We start from the raw sequence: 22,429 nt of genomic DNA, 5'->3' as shown, positions 1-22,429 counted from the left end.
ATCATGAGGCAGTATATAACCAGAAGATTGCTGCAAATGATACCTGTTTTAATAGGGGTATCTATAGTAATATTTTTCATATTGCAGTTGGCACCAGGTGATGCATTAACAGGGAAAATGGATGGACATTTAACACCAGAAAGAAAACAAGAATTAAGACACCAAATGGGACTAGATCTACCAGTGTACAAGCAATATCTTAGGTGGGCAGGTGGAATGCTCCATGGTGATTTGGGCGAATCTACCACATTTAAACAACCAGTAGGAAAAGTTATGAACACATATATTTGGAATACCTTTTATCTATCTATACTCTCATTAATATTAAGTGTATTAATTTCAATTCCAATTGGAGTAATTTCTGCTACTAAACAGTATTCCAAGTTTGATGGATTTTTCACCATATTTGCCCTGATAGGCATTTCAATGCCCTCCTTCTTTTTTGGAATGCTTCTTATCAAAGTCTTTGCGGTGGATTTGTTAGTGTTACCAGTTTCGGGTATGAGCACAGCCGGAAGTACCGCAGTAGGTATAACCCATGCCCTAGATATAGCTCGTCATATGATACTGCCACTAATTGTGCTTACCTTAGGGAGTGTTGCAGGGCTTATGAGATACACAAGATCTAGTATGCTAGAGGTAATAAGGCAGGATTACATAAGGACTGCTAGAGCTAAAGGCCTTAAGGAAAAAGTTGTTATATATAAACATGCTCTTAAAAATGGGATGATTCCTGTTATTACACTACTTGGATTTTGGCTTCCAGCATTATTTTCTGGAGCATTTATTACAGAAAGCATTTTTGGCTGGCCAGGCATAGGACCTATAGATATCGGTGCAGTAAGTGGACGGGATTATCCACTGATGATGGGGATAAATATCTTATTTGCAATATTAACTTTGTTTGGAAATTTAATTGCAGATGTTACGTATGCCGTAGTGGATCCGAGAATAAGGCTTAAATAGGAGGTGTCAAAATGCAACTAGAATTGAAACCAGAAGTTAAACAAGTAAAAAAAGAAGAAATTTTGAGCCCTTGGAAGATAATAAAGAAAAGATTAAAGAAAAATAAACTAGCTATGTTTGGAATGTATATACTGACTTTTATGATACTTATGTCTTTCATTGGACCGTTAATATCATCTTATAAAATGGAAAGTATAGATTTATTTAATGTATCAGCCAACCCATCTTTCAAACATTTATTGGGTACGGATGATGTAGGAAGAGATGTTTTAGTAAGAGTAATGTATGGAGGTAGAATCTCTCTTTCTGTAGGAATACTTGCTGTGTTTGTTGAAGTGCTAATTGGAAGTGTATTAGGCGGAATAGCAGGTTTTTATGGTGGGATAGTGGATGGGATAATAATGAGAATAGTTGATATATTTTTATGTTTTCCAGGACTTCCACTACTTATAATGCTGGCAGCAGTAATGTCAGATTTAAAAGTTCCCCCAGAGTATAGGATGTACGTAGTTATGTTTATTATAGGATTCATTGGATGGCCGGGTCTTTGTCGTATTGTTCGTGGCCAAATATTATCCCTTAGGGAACAGGAATTTATGCAGGCTGCAGAAGCTTTAGGCCTTAAGGATAGGCGAAAAATATTTAGTCATTTATTACCCAATACCTTTGCGTCTATTATAGTTTCAGCTACTTTGGGTATCGGTGGTGCAATTTTAACAGAATCAACATTGAGTTTTCTAGGACTTGGGGTTACGCCACCAACACCATCGTGGGGTCAAATGGTTCAAGCAGTTAATAACTCATATATATTACAATTTAAACCTTGGATTTGGGCGCCTCCTGGTATATGCATTTTCTTAACAGTAATGGGTATAAATTTATTTGGAGATGGACTTCGGGATGCCATCGATCCAAAACTAAAAGTTTAGGAGGCATATAATGGGTAATAATTTAGTTGAAATAAAAAATCTGAAAACTTATTTTTATACAGAGGATGGTATTGTAAAAGCCGTTGACGATGTTAGTTTTAATATTAAGAAAGGTGAAATAATAGGAGTTGTTGGAGAATCAGGTTGTGGTAAAAGCGTTACAGCAATGTCTATAATGAGATTAGTTTCTTCTCCACCAGGGAAAATAGTTGGGGGCGAAATTATATTTGAAGATAAAAAGATATTAGAGCTTAAAGATGATGAAATGAGGGCAATTAGGGGCAATGATATAGCGGTAATATTTCAAGAACCTATGACCTCCTTAAACCCTATATTTACTATAGGGTATCAAATAGAAGAAGTAATTCTGCTTCATCAAAAGTTGAATAAGATACAAGCTAAGGAAAAGGCAATAGAAATGTTAAAGCTAGTTGGAGTACCAAGAGCAGAAGAAATAGTTGAGTGCTATCCCCATGAGCTTAGCGGAGGTATGCGCCAAAGGGCAATGATTGCAATGGCAGTGTCTTGCAATCCAAAACTTTTAATAGCAGATGAGCCAACAACTGCATTAGATGTAACAATTCAAGCACAAATACTTGATATTATGAAGGATTTAAAGAAAAAACTTAATACTTCAATAATGCTCATTACTCACGACCTTGGAGTAATAGCTGAAATGGCAGAATATGTAGTGGTTATGTATGCTGGTAAGGTTATTGAGGAAGCACCTGTAATTGAGTTATTTAAGAATCCCATGCATCCATATACTGAAGGATTAATGAAATCTAAACCTTCGCTGAATGAAGATGTGGATAGATTATATTCAATACCTGGACAAGTTCCAAACCCAATTAATATGCCAGAAGAATGTTATTTTTGTGCAAGGTGTTCGAAAACTATGGATATTTGTAGAAAGCAGCAACCACCTATTAAAGAGATAACACCAGGACATAAGGTAGCTTGTTTTTTATATGAGGAGGGGAAGTAAGTGGGCGAGGCAATAGTTAGAGTAGAAAATTTAAAAACATATTTTCCCATTCGAGGTGGAATACTTCAAAAGACTGTGGGCTTTGTTAAAGCTGTAGATGGAGTATCTCTATATATAAATAAAGGAGAAACCTTGGGCCTAGTTGGGGAATCTGGCTGTGGTAAAACTACAGTTGGCAGAACTATGTTGAGACTTCTAAATAAAACAGAAGGGGATGTATATTTTAAAGATAAAAATGTATTTGAACTTTCAAAAAAAGATTTAAGAAATATAAGACCTAAGATGCAAATAATTTTCCAAGACCCATATAGTTCTCTTAATCCAAGACTTACTATAGGGCAAATAGTTGGAGAAGCACTAATAGATCATGCAATATTACCTAAGAGTGAAATCACTGCTAGAGTTCAAGAGGTACTAGAAATTTGTGGCCTTGCGCCTTATCATATAAGAAGATATCCCCATGAATTTTCAGGTGGCCAAAGGCAAAGAATAGGAATAGCAAGAGCTCTTATATTAAATCCTGAATTTATAGTTGCAGATGAACCTGTATCTGCACTAGATGTGTCTATTCAATCTCAAATAGTAAATTTAATGTGTGATCTTCAAGAAAAAATGGGATTTTCATATTTGTTTATTTCACACGATTTAAGTGTAGTAAAACATATTAGTAACAGAATAGGGGTCATGTACCTAGGTTCTTTGGTGGAACTCGCACCAAAAAATGAATTGTACAATAATCCGCTTCATCCATACACAAAGGCATTATTATCTGCTGTACCATTGCCTGATCCAACATTAAAGAGAGAAAGAATTATACTGAAGGGTGATATACCAAGCCCCGCAAATCCACCATCAGGCTGCAAATTTCATACCCGCTGCTCTTATGCTATGAAAAAATGTAGTGAAGAATGCCCACAATATAAAAATGTAGGGGGAGAACACTTTGTAGCTTGTCATTTACTGTAAAATTTAACAAGGGGGATAAATGTATGACAAAGGGAACAGAAATAGAAAGGATAAAAGCTGATGATTTACGATGTAATGATTTGGAGAAAAATCAAGCTGTAGGTTGGAGGGACATTGTAGCCATTGTTATAGCACAATTTCAGATATTGATGCCTATAATGCTTGTGGCTGCATTAGTTATGAGTCTATTGTTATTTATTATAATGAAAGTATGGATTCGAAATTAATAATAGGTAACTTTGAATCCATAAAAAACTCTAGATTTTAAAGGAATAGACCCCAGTAGTAGTGTAAATTTGCCATCTGCAAATTTACACTATCACTGGGGTGTTTATTTGGTTATAATTAAGGTATAAAGTTATAACATGAAAAGGGTGGTACTTATATGAATATATTAACAATAGAAGAAGTGAGTAAAAGTTATAGTGAGAGAGTACTCATTAATAAAGCATCACTTGGTATAAGCGATGGCGATAAAATTGGATTAATCGGAGTAAATGGTACGGGAAAATCCACATTTCTAAAAATAATAGCTGGACTTGAAGTTCCGGGCGCCGGAAGAATTTTAAAGGGAAATAAGGTAAATATAGAATATTTACCTCAAAATCCTGAATTTGACCCAGAGGCTACAGTGCTTGAGCAAATTTTTAAAAGTGAAACTGATGTTATGAAGGTTATACGCGAATATGAAGTAGCTATAGAAAAAATGGAGGAAAATCCAGAGGATGAGTCCGTTCAAAATGTTTTGATGAACCTTAACACTAAGATGGATGCATGTAATGGATGGGAGGTTCAAAATGAAGCTAAAATAATACTTACAAAGCTTGGAATAACCGATTTTAAGCAGCGGATAGGCAACCTTTCAGGGGGACAAAGAAAAAGAGTGGCTCTATGTAGTGCTCTAATTACTCCCTCGGATTTATTAATTTTAGATGAGCCTACCAATCATATGGATAATAAAATAATAGATTGGCTTGAGAAATTTTTAAATAGTAGAAAAGGTGCATTACTTATGATTACTCATGATAGATATTTTTTAGATAGAATTACAAATAAAATTATTGAACTGGACGCGGGAAATCTATATAGTTACCAGGGGAATTATAGTGTGTTTTTGGAAAAGAAAGTTGAAAGAATGGCTTTAATGGATTCACTAGAGAGGAAAAGACAGAGTTTATTTAAAAAGGAACTAGCTTGGATAAGGCGTGGAGCAAAAGCTAGAACTACTAAGCAAAAGGCAAGAATTGACCGTTTTGATGAGCTTCGCGATGGAAAAGTTGAGGTAACAAACGAAAAGTTAGAATTATCTTCAGCATCCACTAGGCTTGGGAAAAAGATTATTAATGTAGAAAATATTTATAAAGCCTATGGTGACAAGAAATTAATTAGTAATTTTAGTCATATTTTTACAAGGAGAGATAAAGTAGGTATTATAGGACCTAATGGTATAGGGAAGTCTACGCTTATGAATATTCTAAGTGGAATCATAAGTCAGGATTCAGGGGTTGTGGAATGGGGCGAAACATTGAAAATTGGCTTCTTCCATCAAGAAAATGGTGAGATGAATGAGAAACTGCGTGCTATAGAGTACATTCGCGAAGGGGCAGAATATATAACTACAGGCGATGGAGAGCAAATTACAGCTTCTCAAATGCTTGAGAGATTTTTATTTGATGGAACTACAAAGCACTCTTTTATTTCAAGTTTATCTGGTGGGGAAAAAAGAAGATTATACTTATTAAGAATTCTTATGGAAGCTCCAAATGTACTGTTCTTAGATGAGCCAACTAATGACTTCGATATTCAAACTCTAGCAGTACTTGAAGATTATTTAGATGGATTTAATGGTGTGGTTATAACTGTATCTCATGATAGATACTTTTTAGATAGAGTTTCTGATAAAATATTCAGCTTTGAGGGAAATGAAAAGATAATTCAATTTGTAGGCAATTATTCTGAGTATAAAGAATATATAGAAAAAAATCCGAATTTAATAGACGAAGATAAAGAAGAGCAAAAAAGTATAAGTGTAGGGACGGAAAGCAGTAAAACTGAGGAAATTAAAGAAAATAAGCTTTTGAAGTTTACTTTTAAGCAGCAGAAGGAATTTGATGAAATTGACGATAGAATTGAGGAAAAAGAAAAGCAGCTAGAAGAAGTTAATAAAAAAATCAATGCTGGAAGTAGTGATTTTGAATTTTTGCAGAAACTAGTTGAGCAGCAAAAGAATATAGAAGCTGAAATTGAACACTACATTACAAGATGGACATATCTAAATGAATTAGATGAGGAAATAGAGGCGCAGAAAAACAACTAAAAGTTATTAAGAAGGTAAAACTTATGGAGAAAAATAGAGATATAAAAATATCAGTGCGCAATTTAGTAGAGTTTGTAATGCGTGCAGGGGATTTAGATATGAGGTTTATGGGCAGCAGTCGAGCTGTAGAGGGTACTAAAGCACACCAGAAAATTCAGAAGGAAAATAGAGAAAAATATTCTGTATTTCTTGGAGAAGAATATTCCTCTGAAGTAAGCTTAAAGCATATTGTACCATACAATGGTGGCAATATTATAATTGATGGGCGTGCTGATGGTATTCTAATAAAAGATAATGAGGTTACTATAGATGAAATCAAAACAGTTACTAAAGATTTAGAATTGCTCCATGAGGATTACAATAGTCTTCATTGGGCTCAAGCAAAGTGCTATGCATATATATATGGGATTCAAAATAACCGTAAGGATATGTATGTGCAATTAACATATTATGAAATAGATAGTGAAAAAATCAAGAGATTTATTAAAGCCTTTTCAATTAAAGAACTCCAAGAATTCTTTAATGAAATTATTTCTAGCTATTTTATATGGGCAAATATTACTAGTGATTGGAATAAGGCGAGAGACATCGGCATAAAAGATTTGAAATTTCCTTTTGATACTTACAGGGAAGGTCAGAGGGAACTGGCTGTTTCTGTATATAAGACAGTGGTAGAACACAAGAAAATGTTTTTGCAAGCCCCCACTGGAGTAGGTAAAACTATATCTACTCTGTTTCCAGCGGTTAAAGCCATGGGAGAAGGATATACTTCAAAAATTTTTTACTTAACAGCCAAAACTATAACAAGGCAAGTTGCCCAGGATGCCTTTCATAAAATGAAGGATAATGGACTTAAATTCAAGACTATTACAATAACAGCAAAGGATAAGATATGTTTTAGTAAGGGGAGTGCCTGTAATCCTGAGCAATGTAAATTTGCAAAAGGGCATTTTGACAGAGTTAATGAGGCTCTACAGGACATTCTAGAGAATGAAAATACATTTAGTAGAGAGGTAATTGAGATTTATTCAAATAAATATAATATTTGTCCCTTTGAATTTTCATTGGATCTAACAATATGGTCTGATTGTGTTATATGCGATTATAATTATGTGTTTGACCCTAGAGTTTATTTAAAGAGATTCTTTATGGATAATAGCGGAGATTATACTATTTTGGTTGATGAAGCTCATAACCTAGTGGATAGGGCTCGTGAAATGTTTTCTTGCGAGTTTCATAAAAAGCCACTTCTAGAGTTAAAAAAAGAAATAAAAGGTCGCCAGGATAACTTATATAAAGTTTTGAACAAGTTAAATGCACTTATGCTTAGTATGAAAAAAATGTGCAATGAAGATGGATATTATAAACAAAATTCTCAGCCTGAGGATATATATAATCTTCTTAATAAACTTACTAAAATACTAGAAATATGGCTGACAAAAAATGAAAAGTCTGAAGTGTATGATAAATTTTTGGATTTGTATTTTAATTCCTTGAGCTTTATTCGCATATCTGAACTTTATGATGATAAGTATATAACCTATGTAGAGTGTACTGAAGATGATGTAGTGTTAAAGATGTTTTGCCTCGATCCATCCAAGCTTTTAAGAGAGGCAGCGAAAAGAGGGAAATCAGTGGTGTTTTTCTCTGCAACTCTGCTACCCTTATTATACTTTAAAGAAATTTTGGGTGGAGAAAAGGAAGATTACCATCTAACTTTAGATTCTCCATTCCATAAAAAAAACCTTAAAGTAATGATAGCTAAGAATATTTCTACTAAATATAAATATAGAGAAAATAGTTACTCCAAAATAGTAGAATACATATATGCTGTAATAAGCGCTAAAAATGGGAATTATATGGTGTTTTTTCCTTCTTATAAGTATATGGAGGTCGTGAGTGATATGTTTGTTCTGAAATATCCACAAATTAAAGTAAGGATTCAAACTAATTTTATGACTGAAGATGCAAGAGAAGCTTTTCTCCAAAATTTTAATAATGTGGACTCTGAAAATATTTTAGGCTTTGGAGTTTTAGGTGGTATATTTTCGGAAGGAATTGATTTAAAAGGTGACAGGCTGATTGGTGCAATAGTAATTGGGGTAGGACTCCCTATGATTTGCTTTGAAAAAGAAATTATTGTGGAATACTATGATAAAAAAAGCAATTGCGGATATGAATATTCCTATATGTATCCAGGAATGAATAAAGTACTACAGGCAGCAGGAAGGGTAATTAGAACGGAGGAAGATAGAGGTACGGTTCTTTTAATAGATGATAGATTTCTAGAGCAGAGATATAGACGACTGTTTCCGAAGCAATGGGATGGTTTTATCAAAATAAATAGTAGTGAAGATGCAAGAAAAAAGGTTTGTGAATTTTGGGAGTAAATTAAAAAGAACTTGAGCATTTGCTCAAGTTCTTTTTAATTTACTGAGTACATGGGGGGGATAAAGAAAAGGAAACTAAATATTTATAACTGCTACAAATATATCTACATCAATATAAGATATTTACAACTACGAATACGATAATATTTTTTTTTGTTTGTTAGTTTAAATATTAGAACAAATAATCACCATCATTGTTAAATATAAAAAATAAGTAGTTTCCATTTATCTTTTGTTTTTGGGGGATTTTAATATTTGTAAGTTTATATCGAAATAAGTTTTATCTTTAGTGGCTTACTATTGTTGTTATTCGACTTATTTCCTATTTTAAGAATAGCATGATTAACACAAATAGTCAATAGAATTTTTAAAAAGTTAATATGATAAAGACTAAAAATGAAAAATGCAAATACATTCGACAAAAAGTATAAAATATGCAATTAAATAAAAATTATTACAAAATTTTATGAACTTTTCAGGGATATTTTTTACAGAAAATTAATAATGATTTAGGTGTTATAGTGATAAAATGAAAGTAAGAATAAGAAGGGTAGTAACAATTGTGAATTGTTAATTACTCCAGAGGATAATAGGAGGAATAGTATAAATGTCTGTTAACTTTGCTAGAGAATTTTATGGCTGGGATAGGTTTTCAAAAATAATCTTATTGATAGGAGTATTTTTGTTTGTAACTGGGTATGCATGGATTTTAGGAACAGCAATTATTATCTATTCAATTTGGAGGAGCAAATCAATTAAAGTACATGGTAGAAATAATAAAAAATTTGTTTTTGAAACCACAAAAAGAAGTTTTAATTATAAAATGGATAATTTCAAGAAAAACATGAACTTAATTAATATTAAGAAAGATATGGAAATGCTTAATGCTAAAATCAAGAAATATAAACTTATGGAAAGATTAAAAGAAAGAAGAAAATATATAGTTACCATTTGTCCTAAATGTGGGCAAAAATTAAGACTTCCAAAGGGGAAGGGTAAAATCATTGTAACTTGTTCTAAGTGTTGTAGCGAGTTTAGACTAAAAACATAAAAAAATAAACGAGATATCCCAATAAAGGAAATCTCGTTTATTTTTTGAGACCATGGCTTATTCAAGCTAAGGGCTTATTTAAAAAAATCTTAAATTATTTTCCTGATCCTAATTCAGCAAGACAATCTTTACAAATGTTTTTACCTTTGTAGTTTACAACATCTCTTGCGTTTTGACAGAAAATACAAGCTGGCTCATATTTTTTTAGGATGATTTGTTCACCATCTACATAGATTTCTAAAGCGTCTTTGATATCTATATCCAAAGTTCTTCTTAATTCTATAGGAATAACAATTCTTCCAAGTTCGTCCACTTTTCTTACTATACCTGTTGATTTCATATAATTTCCTCCTCGAACATCTTTCGACTTATTTATAATTAAATTGTAGCAAAAATAACATAAAACGTCAATAGGTTTATGAAAATATTTAATAATAATAATAAAAATTAATAAAGTTTTACGTATTATGCAAAAAGGTCATAATAGTCTGTCATTTTAAACAGTATTATAATGCCCTCTACATTATACATAATTTTTTATATAAATACAATATCTATAATGAATTGTAATTAGTGTAAAAGATTATAGGGTATAAAGTAAAAACGTGTTTAAAATAAATAGCAAAAAAAGCTAGTACCATGGGTACTAGCCTTTGAGCAGGTGACTATCTATAATTAGTGAACTGCAGAGCAATATCAAAATCTTTTGATTTTACAAGTGCCATTACTTCTTGCAAATCATCAAGGTCTTTACCGGTAATTCTTAATTGGTTATCCATAATTTGAGCTTGAACTTTAATTTTACTAGATTTAATTTCTGCAATTATTTTTTTTGCTTTTTCTGTGGAAATACCTTTTACAATTTTAGCGGTTTGTCTTGCAGAACCTAATGTAGCAACATCTTGTTTACCTAGATCTAATGCTTTTCCAGATATACCTCTTTTAATTAATTTACTTACAAGAACCTCTATAACTGATTTCAATTTAAAATCATCATCAGATACTATTTTGATATCTTCCTTAACTAGGTTGATTTCAGTAATAGTGTTTTTAAAATCATATCTTTGTTTGATTTCTTTCAATGCTTGGTTTATTGCATTGTCTACTTCTTGCAAATCTACATCTGATACTATGTCAAACGAATGTGCAGCTGCCATAATTAAAAACCTCCTCTATACTTTAATAGAATTTACTATTAATAGAATTCTATTAATTAATAGTAAATTAATAATATGAAAATGTAAAGGAGTTAATTAATAAAGGGTATAATTTTTTTCTAAGGTATTTACATGATTTAACGATATACTTACTAGAGATAAAAATAAGATGTTTTTAAAATTGCATAGTATATATAATAAGCACTATGTTAAATAATGTAAAACAAAAATGTTTGTAAGGAGAAAAATAAGTGAAAGTATATGAAAAAAACAAATTAAAAAATATAAACAACATTGAGATTAATAAAGAACCTAAACAAATGTTAACTGACATAAATCAACATTTCCTCTTTAATACATTAAATAGCATATTATCATTGTGTAGGGAAAATTCGAAGGAAGCTAGAAAAGTTATTTTAGAACTTAGTAGCTATCTAAGATTTAAATTTGATGTAACGAGTGGAGTCGTTTTTTTGCATAAGGAAATAGAGTGTATAAAATCTTATTTGTATATTCAAAAGGTTAGGTTTGACCATAGATTAAATATTGTGTACGATATTCAAGGAGATATAAATTTTTTAATCCCTAAAAATTCAATATACAATTTAATTGAAAATGCAATTATACATGGAATTTTAAAAAAAAATCATGGAGGAACAATAACCTTTATGGTTGTGATTAAGGGTGAAAAAATAGTAATAAAAGTCAAAGATGATGGAGTTGGTATGGAGGATGTGCAAATAAGGGGGCTATTTAAAGATGAAAGTGGGGGCTCAATTTCAACTTTAAATTCTCAATATAAAGAGTTATATAATGCGGAAGTAGAAGTAGTTAGTAAATTTAATATGGGGACTTGTATAACATTATATATACCAGTAGAGAATATAAAATATGAATAGCTTCCATTTTATTAGTATGATGAAATTTAAATATGGGTGGGATTTATATGTTAAGAGTAGTATTAGTAGATGATGAAAAATTGTCTTTGAATGAACTAAGTTTTATTTTAAGTAAAAACAGTGGGGTAGAAATTATAGGCAAATATGTGGATTCATTAACCGCTTTAGAGTTTATAAAAAAAGCTAAACCTGAAATTGTATTTCTAGATATAGAAATGCCAGAGATTGATGGGTTTACTTTAGCCGAAGAGATATGTAAGATGGATTTCCCAGTAAACATTGTATTTGCAACAGTATTTGATAAATATGCTGTAAAGGCTTTTGAAATTAATGCTATTGATTATGTTTTGAAGCCATTTTCCGAGGAAAGGCTTCAGATTACCATGGATAAAATAAATGAAAGATATAATTGTAATGAAAATATACCTCCATTTAGCTATAATAATATATTTCCTGAAAAACAAGAAATTACGGGCATGAAAAAGCTACCACTTTGGAAAGAGGAATGCATATATCTTGTGAATCCACAAGATATATTATATTGTACCGTGTTAAATAAAGAGGTGCTTGTTTTAACGAAAGATGGCAATTTTACAACACAATACACTTTAAATCAATTAGGAAATAAATTAAGCAATTATAATTTTTTTAGGAGTCATAAAAGTTATTTAGTTAATTTAGATAAAATTCATAAAATAGTTCCCTGGTTTAATAGTACCTTTGTACTAAAAATAGAAGGATGGAAAGAGGAAGTGCCTGTAAGTAGACACTATGTTAAAGAATTCAAAAAAATAATTAATATGTAATGCTAAAGGTGAGGGATGCAAGTGAAAAAAATATTAATAGTAGACGATGAAGTTAATAATAGATTATTATTAGATGAAATACTTGAAGAGTTTAAAGAGCAAGGGGTAGAGATATTTCTTGCGGAAGATGGAAAGCAAGGTCTGGATATAATCCTAAGGGAGAAACCAAATTTAGTGTTTTTAGATATTATGATGCCTGAAATAAATGGTTATGAGGTATGTAATATAGTGAAAAAGGAATTAAACCTAATCAATACCTATATAGTACTTCTAACTGCAAAGGGACAAGCAGAAGATAAAAATAGGGGTAAGGTTGTATTATGTGATAAATACATTACCAAGCCTTTTTATTTTGGTGAAGTTTTAGCCATAGCTGCAGAGGTACTGGGATTGAAACTTAATTAGGATCACTATAGATTTTTAGATTTATTCTTTTAGTTTTTTCGCATTGAAAAAATGAAAGAATAAATCTATTTTTTTATGTTTTAAATATGATAAAATTGACAAAAATAAATAATAGCAGGCTTTTTTTTAAAGCGTTATACTTAAAAATCTTTGTTTTGACTTTAAAACAAAATAAAGTTTGACACCATAAGGGTACAAAGTTTTTTAAATAATGTTATACTATTATAAGAAATTATTACGGATGAGAGGTAGAGATGTATGTTACGTAAAGCACAAGAAAAATTAAAGAAGTATTATGGATATGATAGTTTTAGAAAAGGACAAGAGAGTGTAATTAAGAGTATTATAAATGGGAAGGATACCTTTGCTGTAATGCCTACAGGTGCAGGAAAATCAGTTTGTTATCAGATACCGGCACTACTTCTACCAGGAGTAACTCTTGTAATATCACCACTTATATCTCTTATGAAGGATCAGGTAGATACCTTAAATAGTGTAGGTATAGCGGCAACATATATAAATAGCTCACTCAGCATTAATGAAGTTAATGAAAGAATTGATAAGACTTCTAAGGGAGAGTTTAAGCTTCTTTATGTTGCACCTGAAAGACTAGAATCAGAATCTTTCTGTAACATGCTAAATAGATTAACAATATCGCTTTTAGCGGTGGATGAAGCTCATTGTGTATCTCAATGGGGACATGATTTTAGACCTAGTTATTCAGCAATTTCTAGTTTGATAAGAAAATTACATGTAAGACCAATTATAGCAGCTTTCACTGCAACTGCAACGCAGGCTGTAAGGTTCGACGTTATAAAGTTACTAGAATTAAGGGCGCCAGATATTTATGTAACTGGGTTTAATAGAGAAAATTTAAGCTTTACTGTTATTCGTGGAGAAAACAAAAGAGATTTTGTTTTGAAATATATTGAAGATAATAAAGACAAAGTAGGGATAATCTATACCGCTACAAGAAAGGAAACGGATAATCTTTATGAGCTTTTGCATAAAAAGGGATACAATGTTGGAAAATATCATGCAGGACTAGGTGACTCGCAGAGGCGGGAAAACCAAGAAAAATTTTTGTATGATGATATAAATATTATTATTGCTACAAATGCCTTTGGAATGGGAATAGACAAATCAAATGTTCGATATGTAATTCATTATAATTTAACAAAGAGCATGGAGGCTTATTATCAAGAGGCAGGGCGTGGAGGCCGTGATGGAGAGCCTAGTGAATGCATATTATTATTTTCTGCAGCAGACGTACTACTTCAAAAATTCTTTATAGAACAAAGCACCGTGTCTCCTGAAAGAAAGATAAGCGAATATAAGAAACTTCAAGCTATGGTGGATTACGCGCATACAACTAGATGCCTTAGGCAGTTTATTTTAGAATATTTTGGTGAAGAAAATACTAGAGATAAATGCGACAATTGTAGTACTTGCAATGATGAAAGTGAGCTAGTAGATATAACTATTGAGGCACAAAAAATATTTTCTTGCATCCTTAGGATGAAGGAGAGATTTGGTACTACCTTAATTGCAGAGGTGCTTCGAGGTTCTAAGAATAAAAAAGTTTTGGACCTTGGATTTGAAAAACTATCTACCTACGGAATAATAAAGCAATATACTGTTAAAGAGATAAGAGACCTTATAAATGTGCTTACGGCAGAAGACTATTTATCTCTTGCAGATGGTCAATTTCCGGTGGTTCGTTTAAAAGAGAAAGCTGTGGCAGTACTCAAAAACCAGGAAAAAGTCTATCAGAAGGTTGAGAAAAGAAAAGCTAAGGCAGCTGGAGGTAATGGTTTATTTGAAATACTGCGCTCACTTCGAAAAGAGATTTCTGAGCGGGAAAAAGTTCCACCATATATTGTTTTTGCAGATAGTGCCCTAAGAGAAATGAGCGAATATTTCCCAGTAAATAAGAGTGAGTTGTTAAGTATCAAAGGGGTAGGAGAATCTAAACTTAATAAGTATGGAGAAGAATTTATTCAGGTTATAAAAAAATATATGAATGAAAATAATATAGAATTTAAGGAAGAAATACTATATAATGAAGAAGTTGATATTACGGCTTTAAATGAAGCGGCAGTAGAACAGAAGGGCGAAAATGAAGATAAGCTGCCTAGCTATGTTATTACTTATAATATGTATAAAGAAGGCATGCGCATAGAAGATATAATTTCTGAGAGACAATTAAAAAGTCTTACAGTACAAGAGCATATATTAAAATGTGCTTATGAGGGATTTGAAGTGAATTTAGATGATTTTATTCCGAAAGATCATGAAGCACTTATTATAGAGGTCATAGAAAAAATCGGAGCTTCAAAATTAAAACCTATTAAAGACGCGCTGCCAAAGGAAATAGATTATTTAGCTATAAAAGCGGCTATATTTAAGCACGCGAACAATAAGATTTCTTAGAAAAAAGGAGAAAATATGGATAAATCATTTGTTGAATTAGGATTACAAGAAAACCTTATAGAAGGTTTAAAAAAACAAGGAATCGAAAGCCCTACAGAAATCCAAGCAAAGGCTATTCCTCTAGGACTTGAAAACAAAGACATAATAGGAGAATCAGAAACGGGTACAGGTAAAACATTAGCATATTTACTGCCTATATTCCAAAAAATAGATATAACATCAAAGGATATCCAAGCAATTATTCTTGCACCTACTCATGAGCTTGCAATGCAAATACATAAGCAGATAGAACTTCTATCAGAGAACTCAGCTTCGCAAGTAAAATCCACTAGCATAATAGGCAATGTTAATATCAAAAGACAGCTAGAGTCTCTTAAGGAAAAACCACATATAGTAGTTGGATCTGCAGGAAGAATTTTAGAACTTATAACTATGAAAAAACTAAAATCACACTTTGTAAAGACTATAGTAATTGACGAAGGTGATAGAATGATAGATGAAAATAACATAGAGGGAGTAAAGGCAATAATAAAAACTACCCTTAGGGATAGACAAATCATGTTATTCTCAGCTACAGTATCACTTAAAGCCGTAGAAATTTCAAAAACACTAATGAAGGACGCAGAGGTTATTAAAGTAGGGGATAAAAGCGTTGTAAACCCTAACATAGAACATATGTATTTCCTGGTTGAAAGAAGAGAAAAATTGATTCTTTTAAGGAAACTTATAAGTGCTACGAACCCTGAAAAAGCAATAATATTTATAAATAAAAGTGATGAGGTAGAAATTACAACTTCAAAGCTTAGATATCATGGATTAAGTGCAGAAGGAATTCATGGAACGTCTGAAAAAGAAAATAGAAAGAAAGCTATTGAGGATTTCAATGCAGGGAAAATCCAGCTTTTGGTAGCTTCTGATTTAGCAGCTAGAGGACTTGATATAGGAGGAGTAACACATATATTCAACCTTGATATACCAGAGAACTCTAAGGACTATTTACATAGAGTGGGAAGAACAGCAAGAATGGGTCAGCGCGGGCTAGCACTATCCATAGCAGAAGAGAGGGAACTTGATCTTATTAAAACTTATGAAAAAGATTTTAATATAGAAATTTTGCAAAAAGATATCTACATGGGAAGAATTATTGAGCCAGAGGATGCCCCTAAAGCGAAGCGCGCAGAAAGGCTCCAAAATAAAACATCAAACACTAATAAATTCAATAAAAATAAATAAATTAGGAATAAATTTCATTAGCCTACTTTCCTGAGCTGTGGTATAATGGGCAGTAGTTTGACTATAATGGAATCACTTAATGTATGGAGGTATTTATAAATATATGATTAGTACAAATAATATAAGTTTAAGATATGGTGCACGTAAACTATTCGATAATGTTAATATAAAATTTACACCTGGTAATTGTTATGGGTTAATTGGTGCAAATGGTTCTGGTAAATCAACTTTTCTTAAAATATTATCAGGTGAAATTGAGTCTAATACAGGAGAAGTTATAATTACACCAGGAGAAAGACTAGCAGTTTTAAAGCAGGATCATTTTGAGTTTGATGAACATGAAGTTATTAATACTGTAATGATGGGACATGTAAGACTTTTTGAAATAATGAAAGAAAAAGATGAATTATATGCAAAATCAGATTTTACGGATGAAGACGGAATTAGAGCTTCAGAACTAGAAGGTGAATTTGCGGAACTTAATGGATGGGAAGCGGAATCAGAAGCTTCAATTCTTTTAATGGGCCTTGGCATAACTGAAGAACTTCAAAGCAAAAAAATGAAGGAACTAACAGGATCAGAAAAGGTTAAGGTACTCCTTGCACAAACACTATTTGGTAAGCCAGATATTTTATTACTGGATGAGCCTACAAACAATTTAGATGCAAAATCTAAAAAGTGGCTTGAAAATTTCTTATTAAATTTTGAAAATACTGTTATAGTTGTCTCTCATGATAGACACTTTTTAAATAAAATATGTACTCATGTTGCAGATATAGACTTTAGTAAAATTCAATTATTTGTTGGAAATTATGATTTTTGGTATGAGTCTAGTCAGTTGGCTCTTCAAATGGCTAAAGATTCAAATAAGAAAAAAGAAGAAAAAATTGCAGAGCTTCAAAACTTTATTGCTAGATTTAGTTCTAATGCTTCTAAAGCAAAACAAGCTACTTCTCGTAAAAAGCAATTAGATAAATTGACTTTAGATGATATAAAACCTTCTTCACGTAAATATCCTTTTGTTGGTTTTAAACCAGAAAGAGAAGCTGGAAATGATTTAGTAGTAGTTGAAAATCTAAGTAAAACTATAGATGGAGTAAAAATTCTTGAAAATTTGTCTTTTATAGTTAACAAGGGAGATAAGATTGCTTTTACAGGTGCAGATGAAATAGCTAAAACTACATTATTTAAGATTTTAATGGGTGAAATGGAGCCAGATAGTGGTGAATTTAAATGGGGAGTTACTACTTCTAAGGCTTATTTACCAAAGGATAACTCAGAATATTTTAATGATGTAGATTGTAGCTTAGTTGATTGGCTTAGACAATTTTCAGAGGAAAAGGCAGAGAGCTTTATTAGAGGCTTTTTAGGAAGAATGCTTTTCTCAGGAGAAGAAGCTCTTAAACAATCTAGTGTCTTGTCTGGTGGAGAAAAGGTTAGATGTATGCTTTCTAAGATGATGCTTAGTAATGCTAATGTATTAATATTAGACGAGCCTACTAATCATTTAGACCTAGAGTCTATTACTGCTTTAAACAACGGGTTAACTAGCTTTACTGGAACGATGCTACTTACATCCCATGATTATCAGCTAGTTCAAACAGTTGCAAATAGAATAATAGAAATTACACCTAAGGGTATAATGGATAAACAAATGTCTTATGATGAATTCCAAGAAAGTGATGATATTCAAAAAGAATTAGAACTTATGTACAAATAAAGAAAAGCACTTCTAATAAAAATTTTATTAGAAGTGCTTTTTAAATTAATTAAAAGCCGCAGCCACCAAATCCACCGCCGCAACCACCGCAACCACCGCAACCACCACGTCCACCAATGCCTAAAAGTAAAAGAGCTAGCCAAATACCACTGCCACCGCCACAACCACAACCATTCCCAAAGCCGCCTCCACAACCATTTCCGCAGCCATTTCCACAGCTGTTTCCACAAATGTTTTCACATCTACAAACAGGTTTGCAGCAACAATTATTACTACAACAACAGTTTTTATGTCTATGACTCATATAAAAACCCTCCTTTTATATTTCGGTACAGTCAAATAAATAACAGATAAGCATGCTTGCTATTTATTTTCCTGTGCCTAAGTTAAAAGTTTAAAAATCAACTAAAGTGATTAACCCGCTACTTTAGGAAGAAATTTTACACTTTAACTTAAGTATTGTAGTTACTTTGGTATTAATACCAGCACATCTAGGTGATGGAGTTCCACTTTAAAATCATTAAATAAAAAAAATTATAGGTGGTACTTTAATATATTCTGAGTTTCACTAAGTGTGAATATGAAATAAAGCAAAGATCTAAAATAAAAAATTGCCAAATTCTTTTATTTCTTCACATTGTCTTCATAAGATTTATTTATTATATATTTATAGATGAATAGATGTGAGGAGTTGTAATTAAATGAAAAATATAAAAAAAGTATTAGCTGTAGTTATTTTTTGCGTGATAGTGTTATCCTTTGTCGGATGTGGCAGAGTAGCAACAGGAAATGTGGATGTAGATAATGGTTTTAAAGCTTTTAATACCATTGCTAAGACCTACCCAGCAAATAAAGGTTTCCATAATGCACTACAACACTTTGGATTTAAGCTATCCACTTACGAAAAGTTTGAATGGACTAAGGACACTTCAGCAAATAAAGCGGATTTTGCCATGGTAATGCTTGGAGAAGGTTATGCAGTTCACTTTGCAGAGGTTTTGGGATCATCTGAGGAGGATATGGAATTTGCACTAAAGGCAGAACCACTAATTAAAGCAGGTTTGGATGTTAAAAAACTTGAAGGTTCAGGATATAAATTAGAAGTAGCTGGAAAAGATAATATGGAAAGTAAAGATGACCAATTAGTTAAAGGTTTCAAATTAAAATAATCTAAAGTAAACTCCTCTTGCATTATACACTTTTGAGTGTATAATGTAATTATAAGACACCCCCCCATAGGGGGGTAATAAGGAGAGGGTTAAATGAATGTAGAAAAAATTAAGGCGTTACAAGCATTAAAAACTTCTAAAGGACAAATAGAGGGAATAATAAAAATGATGGAAGATGGGAGATACTGTGTTGATATATCTAATCAAATCATTGCAGCCCAAGCCCTTTTAAAAAAAGCAAATCTTCTAATTTTAAAACAACATATGCATCATTGTGTTGTAGAGGCAGTTAAGCAGGATAATGGAGATGAAAAAATAGATGAAATTATAGAACTTTTATCTAAAATAATGGATAAATAGAATTTAAATGTTGAATTATACGAGGAGGGAAAGTTATGACAACAAAGTCATTAAAAATAGATGGAATGACCTGCTCCGCTTGTGCTAAAGCAGTTGAAAGAGTTACTAAAAAGCTAGATGGAGTAATAGAGTCAAATGTAAATTTTGCAACAGAAAAACTTACTATAAACTATGATGAAGCAAAAATATCTGTACCAGATATTCAAGCAACTGTAGAAAAGGCAGGGTATAAGGCCTTAATTGATTCAACTAGCAAGACTTTTAAAATTGAAGGTATGACTTGCGCGGCTTGTGTTAAATCCATTGAAAGGGTTATTAAAAAGCTGGATGGCGTAATAGAGGCAAATGTAAATTATGCAACAGAAAAACTGAATATAAGCTATGAACAATCAAAGGTTAGAATATCAGATATAAAAAAAGCGGTAGAAAAAGCGGGTTACAAAATTTTCGATGGTGAAACTACTGTGGATATTGATAAAGAGAGAAAAGAAGAGGAAATAAAATTATTATGGAATAAATTCATTATCTCTGTAATGTTCACGATTCCGTTACTATTTATATCCATGGGACATATGATAGCTGAAAAATTTGGATACCATCTTCCTGAAATTATAGACCCTATGAGCAGTCCAAGGTTTTTTGCAATTCTGCAATTAGTTTTAGTTATACCAGTTATGATTGCAGGTAATAGATTCTTTAGGGTAGGGTTTAAGTCTTTAATAAGAAGAAGCCCTAACATGGATACATTAATTGCAATGGGCACTTCAGCAGCGTTTTTCTATGGAATATTTGCTATAATGCAAATTTTCGATGGAAATGTAGATTATGCCTATGACTTATATTTTGAGTCAGCAGCGGTTATTATAACTCTTATTACACTAGGTAAATACTTAGAGTCGGTTACAAAAGGAAAGACTTCCGAAGCTATAAAGAAACTTATGGGGCTTGCTCCTAAAACAGCTATTATAATAAGAGATGGAAAAGAAATTGAGATGCCTATGGAAGAAGTTGAAGTAGGAGATATAATTTTTGTGAGGCCTGGTGAAAAAATGCCTGTAGATGGTGAAGTTGTTGAAGGAATTACTGCTGTAGATGAAGCTATGATTACTGGTGAAAGTATGCCAGTAGAAAAAACTGTTGGTGATAAAATCATAGGAGCTAGTATTAATAAGAACGGCACTATAAAATATAAGGCAACAAGGGTTGGAAAAGATACAGCCTTGGCTCAAATTATAAAACTAGTAGAGGATGCCCAAGGATCGAAAGCCCCAATTGCGAAAATGGCTGATATAATTTCAGGATATTTCGTTCCAGTTGTTATGGGTCTCGCACTTTTATCTAGCGTAAGTTGGTACCTATCAGGTGAAACTGCAGTATTTTCTTTAACTATATTTATATCTGTGCTTGTAATTGCTTGCCCTTGTGCATTAGGCCTTGCGACTCCAACAGCAATAATGGTTGGTACAGGTAAAGGTGCGGAATATGGAGTTTTAATAAAAAGTGGAGTTGCCCTAGAAACAGCGCATAAAATTGAAACTATAGTTTTTGATAAAACAGGAACTATAACAGAAGGGAAACCAAAGGTTACAGATATAATTGCTACAAACAATATAACGCAAGAACACTTATTGCAAATAGCAGCCTCAGCAGAAAAGGGTTCAGAACATCCTCTTGGTGAAGCAATTGTAAAAGCTGCAGAGGAAAATAAAGTAGAATTTAAGACACTTGATTTTTTTAAAGCAATACCAGGACATGGAATTGAGGTTAAAATAGATGGTAAAAATATTTTACTTGGAAATAGAAAACTTATGGTAGAAAGCAATATAGATCTAGATAACCTAGAACAAACTTCTCATAATTTAGCAGGAGAAGGAAAAACTCCAATGTATATAGCTGTAGAAAGCAAAATGGCAGGAATCATAGCTGTTGCTGATACTGTTAAAGAAAGTAGTAAAAAAGCAATTGAAAAACTTCATGAAATGGGAATTGAAGTAGCAATGATAACTGGAGATAATAAGATAACTGCAGAGGCTATAGCGAGGCAAGTAGGTATAGATAGAATTCTTGCAGAAGTTCTTCCAGAAGATAAGGCAAATGAGGTTAAAAAACTTCAAGCCACAGGTAAAAAAGTTGCTATGGTTGGTGATGGTATAAATGATGCTCCAGCACTAGCACAAGCAGATATAGGTATAGCTATAGGATCAGGTACAGATGTTGCAATTGAATCCGCAGATATAGTTCTTATGAGAAGTGATTTAAGGGATGTTGCAACTGCAATAGAATTAAGTAAAAAGACTATAAAAAACATCAAAGAAAATCTATTCTGGGCCTTTGGATATAACACCTTAGGTATCCCAGTTGCTATGGGAGTTCTATATGTCTTTAACGGACCACTACTTAGTCCAATTATAGCAGCTACAGCCATGAGTTTTAGTTCAGTATCTGTATTATTAAATGCACTAAGATTAAAGGGATTTAAACCCGTTAGATAAAAAGGTGCCACCAAGGTGGCAAATTAGTACTAAATATTAAAAGCACATGGAATTACATGTGCTTTTAATATATTTTATGAAAAGTGGAATACCATTGGAATTCCACTTTTTTGTTATATAGGAAACAGCTTGCGGAAGCCGCTGTGGA

Annotated in this window: 20 protein-coding genes; 17 read left to right on the top strand and 3 right to left on the bottom strand. The window is 32.2% G+C overall.

All coding sequences use genetic code 11. The features are described from left to right. Positions 1-3 precede the first annotated feature (3 nt). The 8 genes from G9F70_RS19100 (at position 4) to G9F70_RS19065 (ending at position 9,607) form a co-directional block, all read left to right on the top strand. Entirely contained in the window at positions 4-966 is a 963-nt protein-coding gene (locus G9F70_RS19100; RefSeq protein ID WP_164946520.1) for an ABC transporter permease, read from the top strand. Between the two features lie 11 nt (positions 967-977). Then, entirely contained in the window at positions 978-1,895 is a 918-nt protein-coding gene (gene opp4C, locus G9F70_RS19095; RefSeq protein ID WP_164946519.1) for an oligopeptide ABC transporter permease, read from the top strand. Between the two features lie 10 nt (positions 1,896-1,905). Beyond that, positions 1,906-2,883, top strand: a complete 978-nt coding sequence (locus G9F70_RS19090) for an ABC transporter ATP-binding protein (RefSeq protein ID WP_125004360.1) — start codon at positions 1,906-1,908, stop codon at positions 2,881-2,883. Continuing rightward, complete coding sequence (locus tag G9F70_RS19085) at positions 2,884-3,849, top strand: ABC transporter ATP-binding protein (RefSeq protein WP_164946518.1); 966 nt, start codon at positions 2,884-2,886, stop codon at positions 3,847-3,849. 23 nt (positions 3,850-3,872) lie between these two features. Continuing rightward, positions 3,873-4,076 carry a hypothetical protein gene (locus G9F70_RS19080; protein ID WP_164946517.1) on the top strand — a complete coding sequence of 68 codons (204 nt, stop codon included), beginning with the start codon at positions 3,873-3,875 and terminating at the stop codon, positions 4,074-4,076. 158 nt (positions 4,077-4,234) lie between these two features. Further along, on the top strand, positions 4,235-6,166 hold the full coding sequence (locus G9F70_RS19075) for an ABC-F family ATP-binding cassette domain-containing protein (protein ID WP_164946516.1): 1,932 nt from the start codon (positions 4,235-4,237) through the stop codon (positions 6,164-6,166). A 23-nt stretch (positions 6,167-6,189) separates the two neighbouring features. Next, positions 6,190-8,556, top strand: a complete 2,367-nt coding sequence (locus G9F70_RS19070; RefSeq protein ID WP_164946515.1) for an ATP-dependent DNA helicase — start codon at positions 6,190-6,192, stop codon at positions 8,554-8,556. Between the two features lie 607 nt (positions 8,557-9,163). Beyond that, on the top strand, positions 9,164-9,607 hold the full coding sequence (locus G9F70_RS19065; protein ID WP_164946514.1) for a hypothetical protein: 444 nt from the start codon (positions 9,164-9,166) through the stop codon (positions 9,605-9,607). A 94-nt stretch (positions 9,608-9,701) separates the two neighbouring features. On the opposite strand, the gene G9F70_RS19060 is transcribed toward G9F70_RS19065, so the two are convergent. After that, positions 9,702-9,947 carry an AbrB/MazE/SpoVT family DNA-binding domain-containing protein gene (locus G9F70_RS19060; RefSeq protein WP_125004371.1) on the bottom strand — a complete coding sequence of 82 codons (246 nt, stop codon included), beginning with the start codon at positions 9,945-9,947 and terminating at the stop codon, positions 9,702-9,704. Positions 9,948-10,272: 325 nt separating this feature from the next. Then, complete coding sequence (locus G9F70_RS19055) at positions 10,273-10,764, bottom strand: YajQ family cyclic di-GMP-binding protein (RefSeq protein WP_125004373.1); 492 nt, start codon at positions 10,762-10,764, stop codon at positions 10,273-10,275. Positions 10,765-11,015: 251 nt separating this feature from the next. Here G9F70_RS19055 and G9F70_RS19050 point away from each other — a divergent pair, with 251 nt between their 5' ends. From G9F70_RS19050 to G9F70_RS19025, 6 genes are all read left to right on the top strand, one after another. Next, on the top strand, positions 11,016-11,663 hold the full coding sequence (locus G9F70_RS19050) for a sensor histidine kinase (RefSeq protein WP_164946513.1): 648 nt from the start codon (positions 11,016-11,018) through the stop codon (positions 11,661-11,663). A gap of 47 nt (positions 11,664-11,710) precedes the next feature. After that, complete coding sequence (locus tag G9F70_RS19045; RefSeq protein WP_164946512.1) at positions 11,711-12,469, top strand: LytR/AlgR family response regulator transcription factor; 759 nt, start codon at positions 11,711-11,713, stop codon at positions 12,467-12,469. 21 nt (positions 12,470-12,490) lie between these two features. After that, entirely contained in the window at positions 12,491-12,874 is a 384-nt protein-coding gene (locus G9F70_RS19040; RefSeq protein ID WP_202882649.1) for a response regulator, read from the top strand. A gap of 258 nt (positions 12,875-13,132) precedes the next feature. After that, positions 13,133-15,307 carry a DNA helicase RecQ gene (gene recQ, locus G9F70_RS19035; RefSeq protein ID WP_164946510.1) on the top strand — a complete coding sequence of 725 codons (2,175 nt, stop codon included), beginning with the start codon at positions 13,133-13,135 and terminating at the stop codon, positions 15,305-15,307. Positions 15,308-15,322: 15 nt separating this feature from the next. Continuing rightward, a complete protein-coding gene (locus G9F70_RS19030; RefSeq protein WP_164946509.1) occupies positions 15,323-16,540 on the top strand; it encodes a DEAD/DEAH box helicase in 1,218 nt (405 codons plus the stop codon). Positions 16,541-16,643: 103 nt separating this feature from the next. Continuing rightward, complete coding sequence (locus G9F70_RS19025; RefSeq protein WP_164946508.1) at positions 16,644-18,260, top strand: ABC-F family ATP-binding cassette domain-containing protein; 1,617 nt, start codon at positions 16,644-16,646, stop codon at positions 18,258-18,260. 49 nt (positions 18,261-18,309) lie between these two features. On the opposite strand, the gene G9F70_RS19020 is transcribed toward G9F70_RS19025, so the two are convergent. Continuing rightward, the gene (locus tag G9F70_RS19020) at positions 18,310-18,564 is read right to left on the bottom strand and encodes a ground-like protein (protein WP_164946507.1); all 255 of its coding nucleotides are present in this window, start codon (positions 18,562-18,564) and stop codon (positions 18,310-18,312) included. 397 nt (positions 18,565-18,961) lie between these two features. Here G9F70_RS19020 and G9F70_RS19015 point away from each other — a divergent pair, with 397 nt between their 5' ends. From G9F70_RS19015 to G9F70_RS19005, 3 genes are all read left to right on the top strand, one after another. Next, positions 18,962-19,429, top strand: a complete 468-nt coding sequence (locus G9F70_RS19015) for a hypothetical protein (RefSeq protein WP_164946506.1) — start codon at positions 18,962-18,964, stop codon at positions 19,427-19,429. Between the two features lie 93 nt (positions 19,430-19,522). Further along, on the top strand, positions 19,523-19,789 hold the full coding sequence (locus G9F70_RS19010; protein ID WP_164946505.1) for a metal-sensing transcriptional repressor: 267 nt from the start codon (positions 19,523-19,525) through the stop codon (positions 19,787-19,789). A 35-nt stretch (positions 19,790-19,824) separates the two neighbouring features. Continuing rightward, the gene (locus G9F70_RS19005) at positions 19,825-22,281 is read left to right on the top strand and encodes a heavy metal translocating P-type ATPase (protein ID WP_164946504.1); all 2,457 of its coding nucleotides are present in this window, start codon (positions 19,825-19,827) and stop codon (positions 22,279-22,281) included. The last annotated feature ends 148 nt before the right edge of the window (positions 22,282-22,429 follow it).

It is taken from the genome of Clostridium sp. FP1 (assembly GCF_011065975.2).
GTDB lineage: Bacteria > Bacillota > Clostridia > Clostridiales > Clostridiaceae > Clostridium_AD > Clostridium_AD tagluense.
This window is presented reverse-complemented; position numbering and strand designations above follow the sequence as displayed.

Coding starts and splice junctions, on each gene's coding strand:
- G9F70_RS19010 (WP_164946505.1), top strand. CDS start 19,523: ATGAATGTAGAAAAAATTAAGGCGTTACAAGCATTAAAAACTTCTAAA.
- recQ (WP_164946510.1), top strand. CDS start 13,133: ATGTTACGTAAAGCACAAGAAAAATTAAAGAAGTATTATGGATATGAT.
- G9F70_RS19065 (WP_164946514.1), top strand. CDS start 9,164: ATGTCTGTTAACTTTGCTAGAGAATTTTATGGCTGGGATAGGTTTTCA.
- G9F70_RS19060 (WP_125004371.1), bottom strand. CDS start 9,947: ATGAAATCAACAGGTATAGTAAGAAAAGTGGACGAACTTGGAAGAATT.
- G9F70_RS19020 (WP_164946507.1), bottom strand. CDS start 18,564: ATGAGTCATAGACATAAAAACTGTTGTTGTAGTAATAATTGTTGCTGC.
- G9F70_RS19090 (WP_125004360.1), top strand. CDS start 1,906: ATGGGTAATAATTTAGTTGAAATAAAAAATCTGAAAACTTATTTTTAT.
- G9F70_RS19030 (WP_164946509.1), top strand. CDS start 15,323: ATGGATAAATCATTTGTTGAATTAGGATTACAAGAAAACCTTATAGAA.
- G9F70_RS19005 (WP_164946504.1), top strand. CDS start 19,825: ATGACAACAAAGTCATTAAAAATAGATGGAATGACCTGCTCCGCTTGT.
- G9F70_RS19015 (WP_164946506.1), top strand. CDS start 18,962: ATGAAAAATATAAAAAAAGTATTAGCTGTAGTTATTTTTTGCGTGATA.
- G9F70_RS19025 (WP_164946508.1), top strand. CDS start 16,644: ATGATTAGTACAAATAATATAAGTTTAAGATATGGTGCACGTAAACTA.
- G9F70_RS19055 (WP_125004373.1), bottom strand. CDS start 10,764: ATGGCAGCTGCACATTCGTTTGACATAGTATCAGATGTAGATTTGCAA.
- G9F70_RS19075 (WP_164946516.1), top strand. CDS start 4,235: ATGAATATATTAACAATAGAAGAAGTGAGTAAAAGTTATAGTGAGAGA.
- G9F70_RS19070 (WP_164946515.1), top strand. CDS start 6,190: ATGGAGAAAAATAGAGATATAAAAATATCAGTGCGCAATTTAGTAGAG.
- G9F70_RS19045 (WP_164946512.1), top strand. CDS start 11,711: ATGTTAAGAGTAGTATTAGTAGATGATGAAAAATTGTCTTTGAATGAA.
- G9F70_RS19080 (WP_164946517.1), top strand. CDS start 3,873: ATGACAAAGGGAACAGAAATAGAAAGGATAAAAGCTGATGATTTACGA.
- G9F70_RS19100 (WP_164946520.1), top strand. CDS start 4: ATGAGGCAGTATATAACCAGAAGATTGCTGCAAATGATACCTGTTTTA.
- opp4C (WP_164946519.1), top strand. CDS start 978: ATGCAACTAGAATTGAAACCAGAAGTTAAACAAGTAAAAAAAGAAGAA.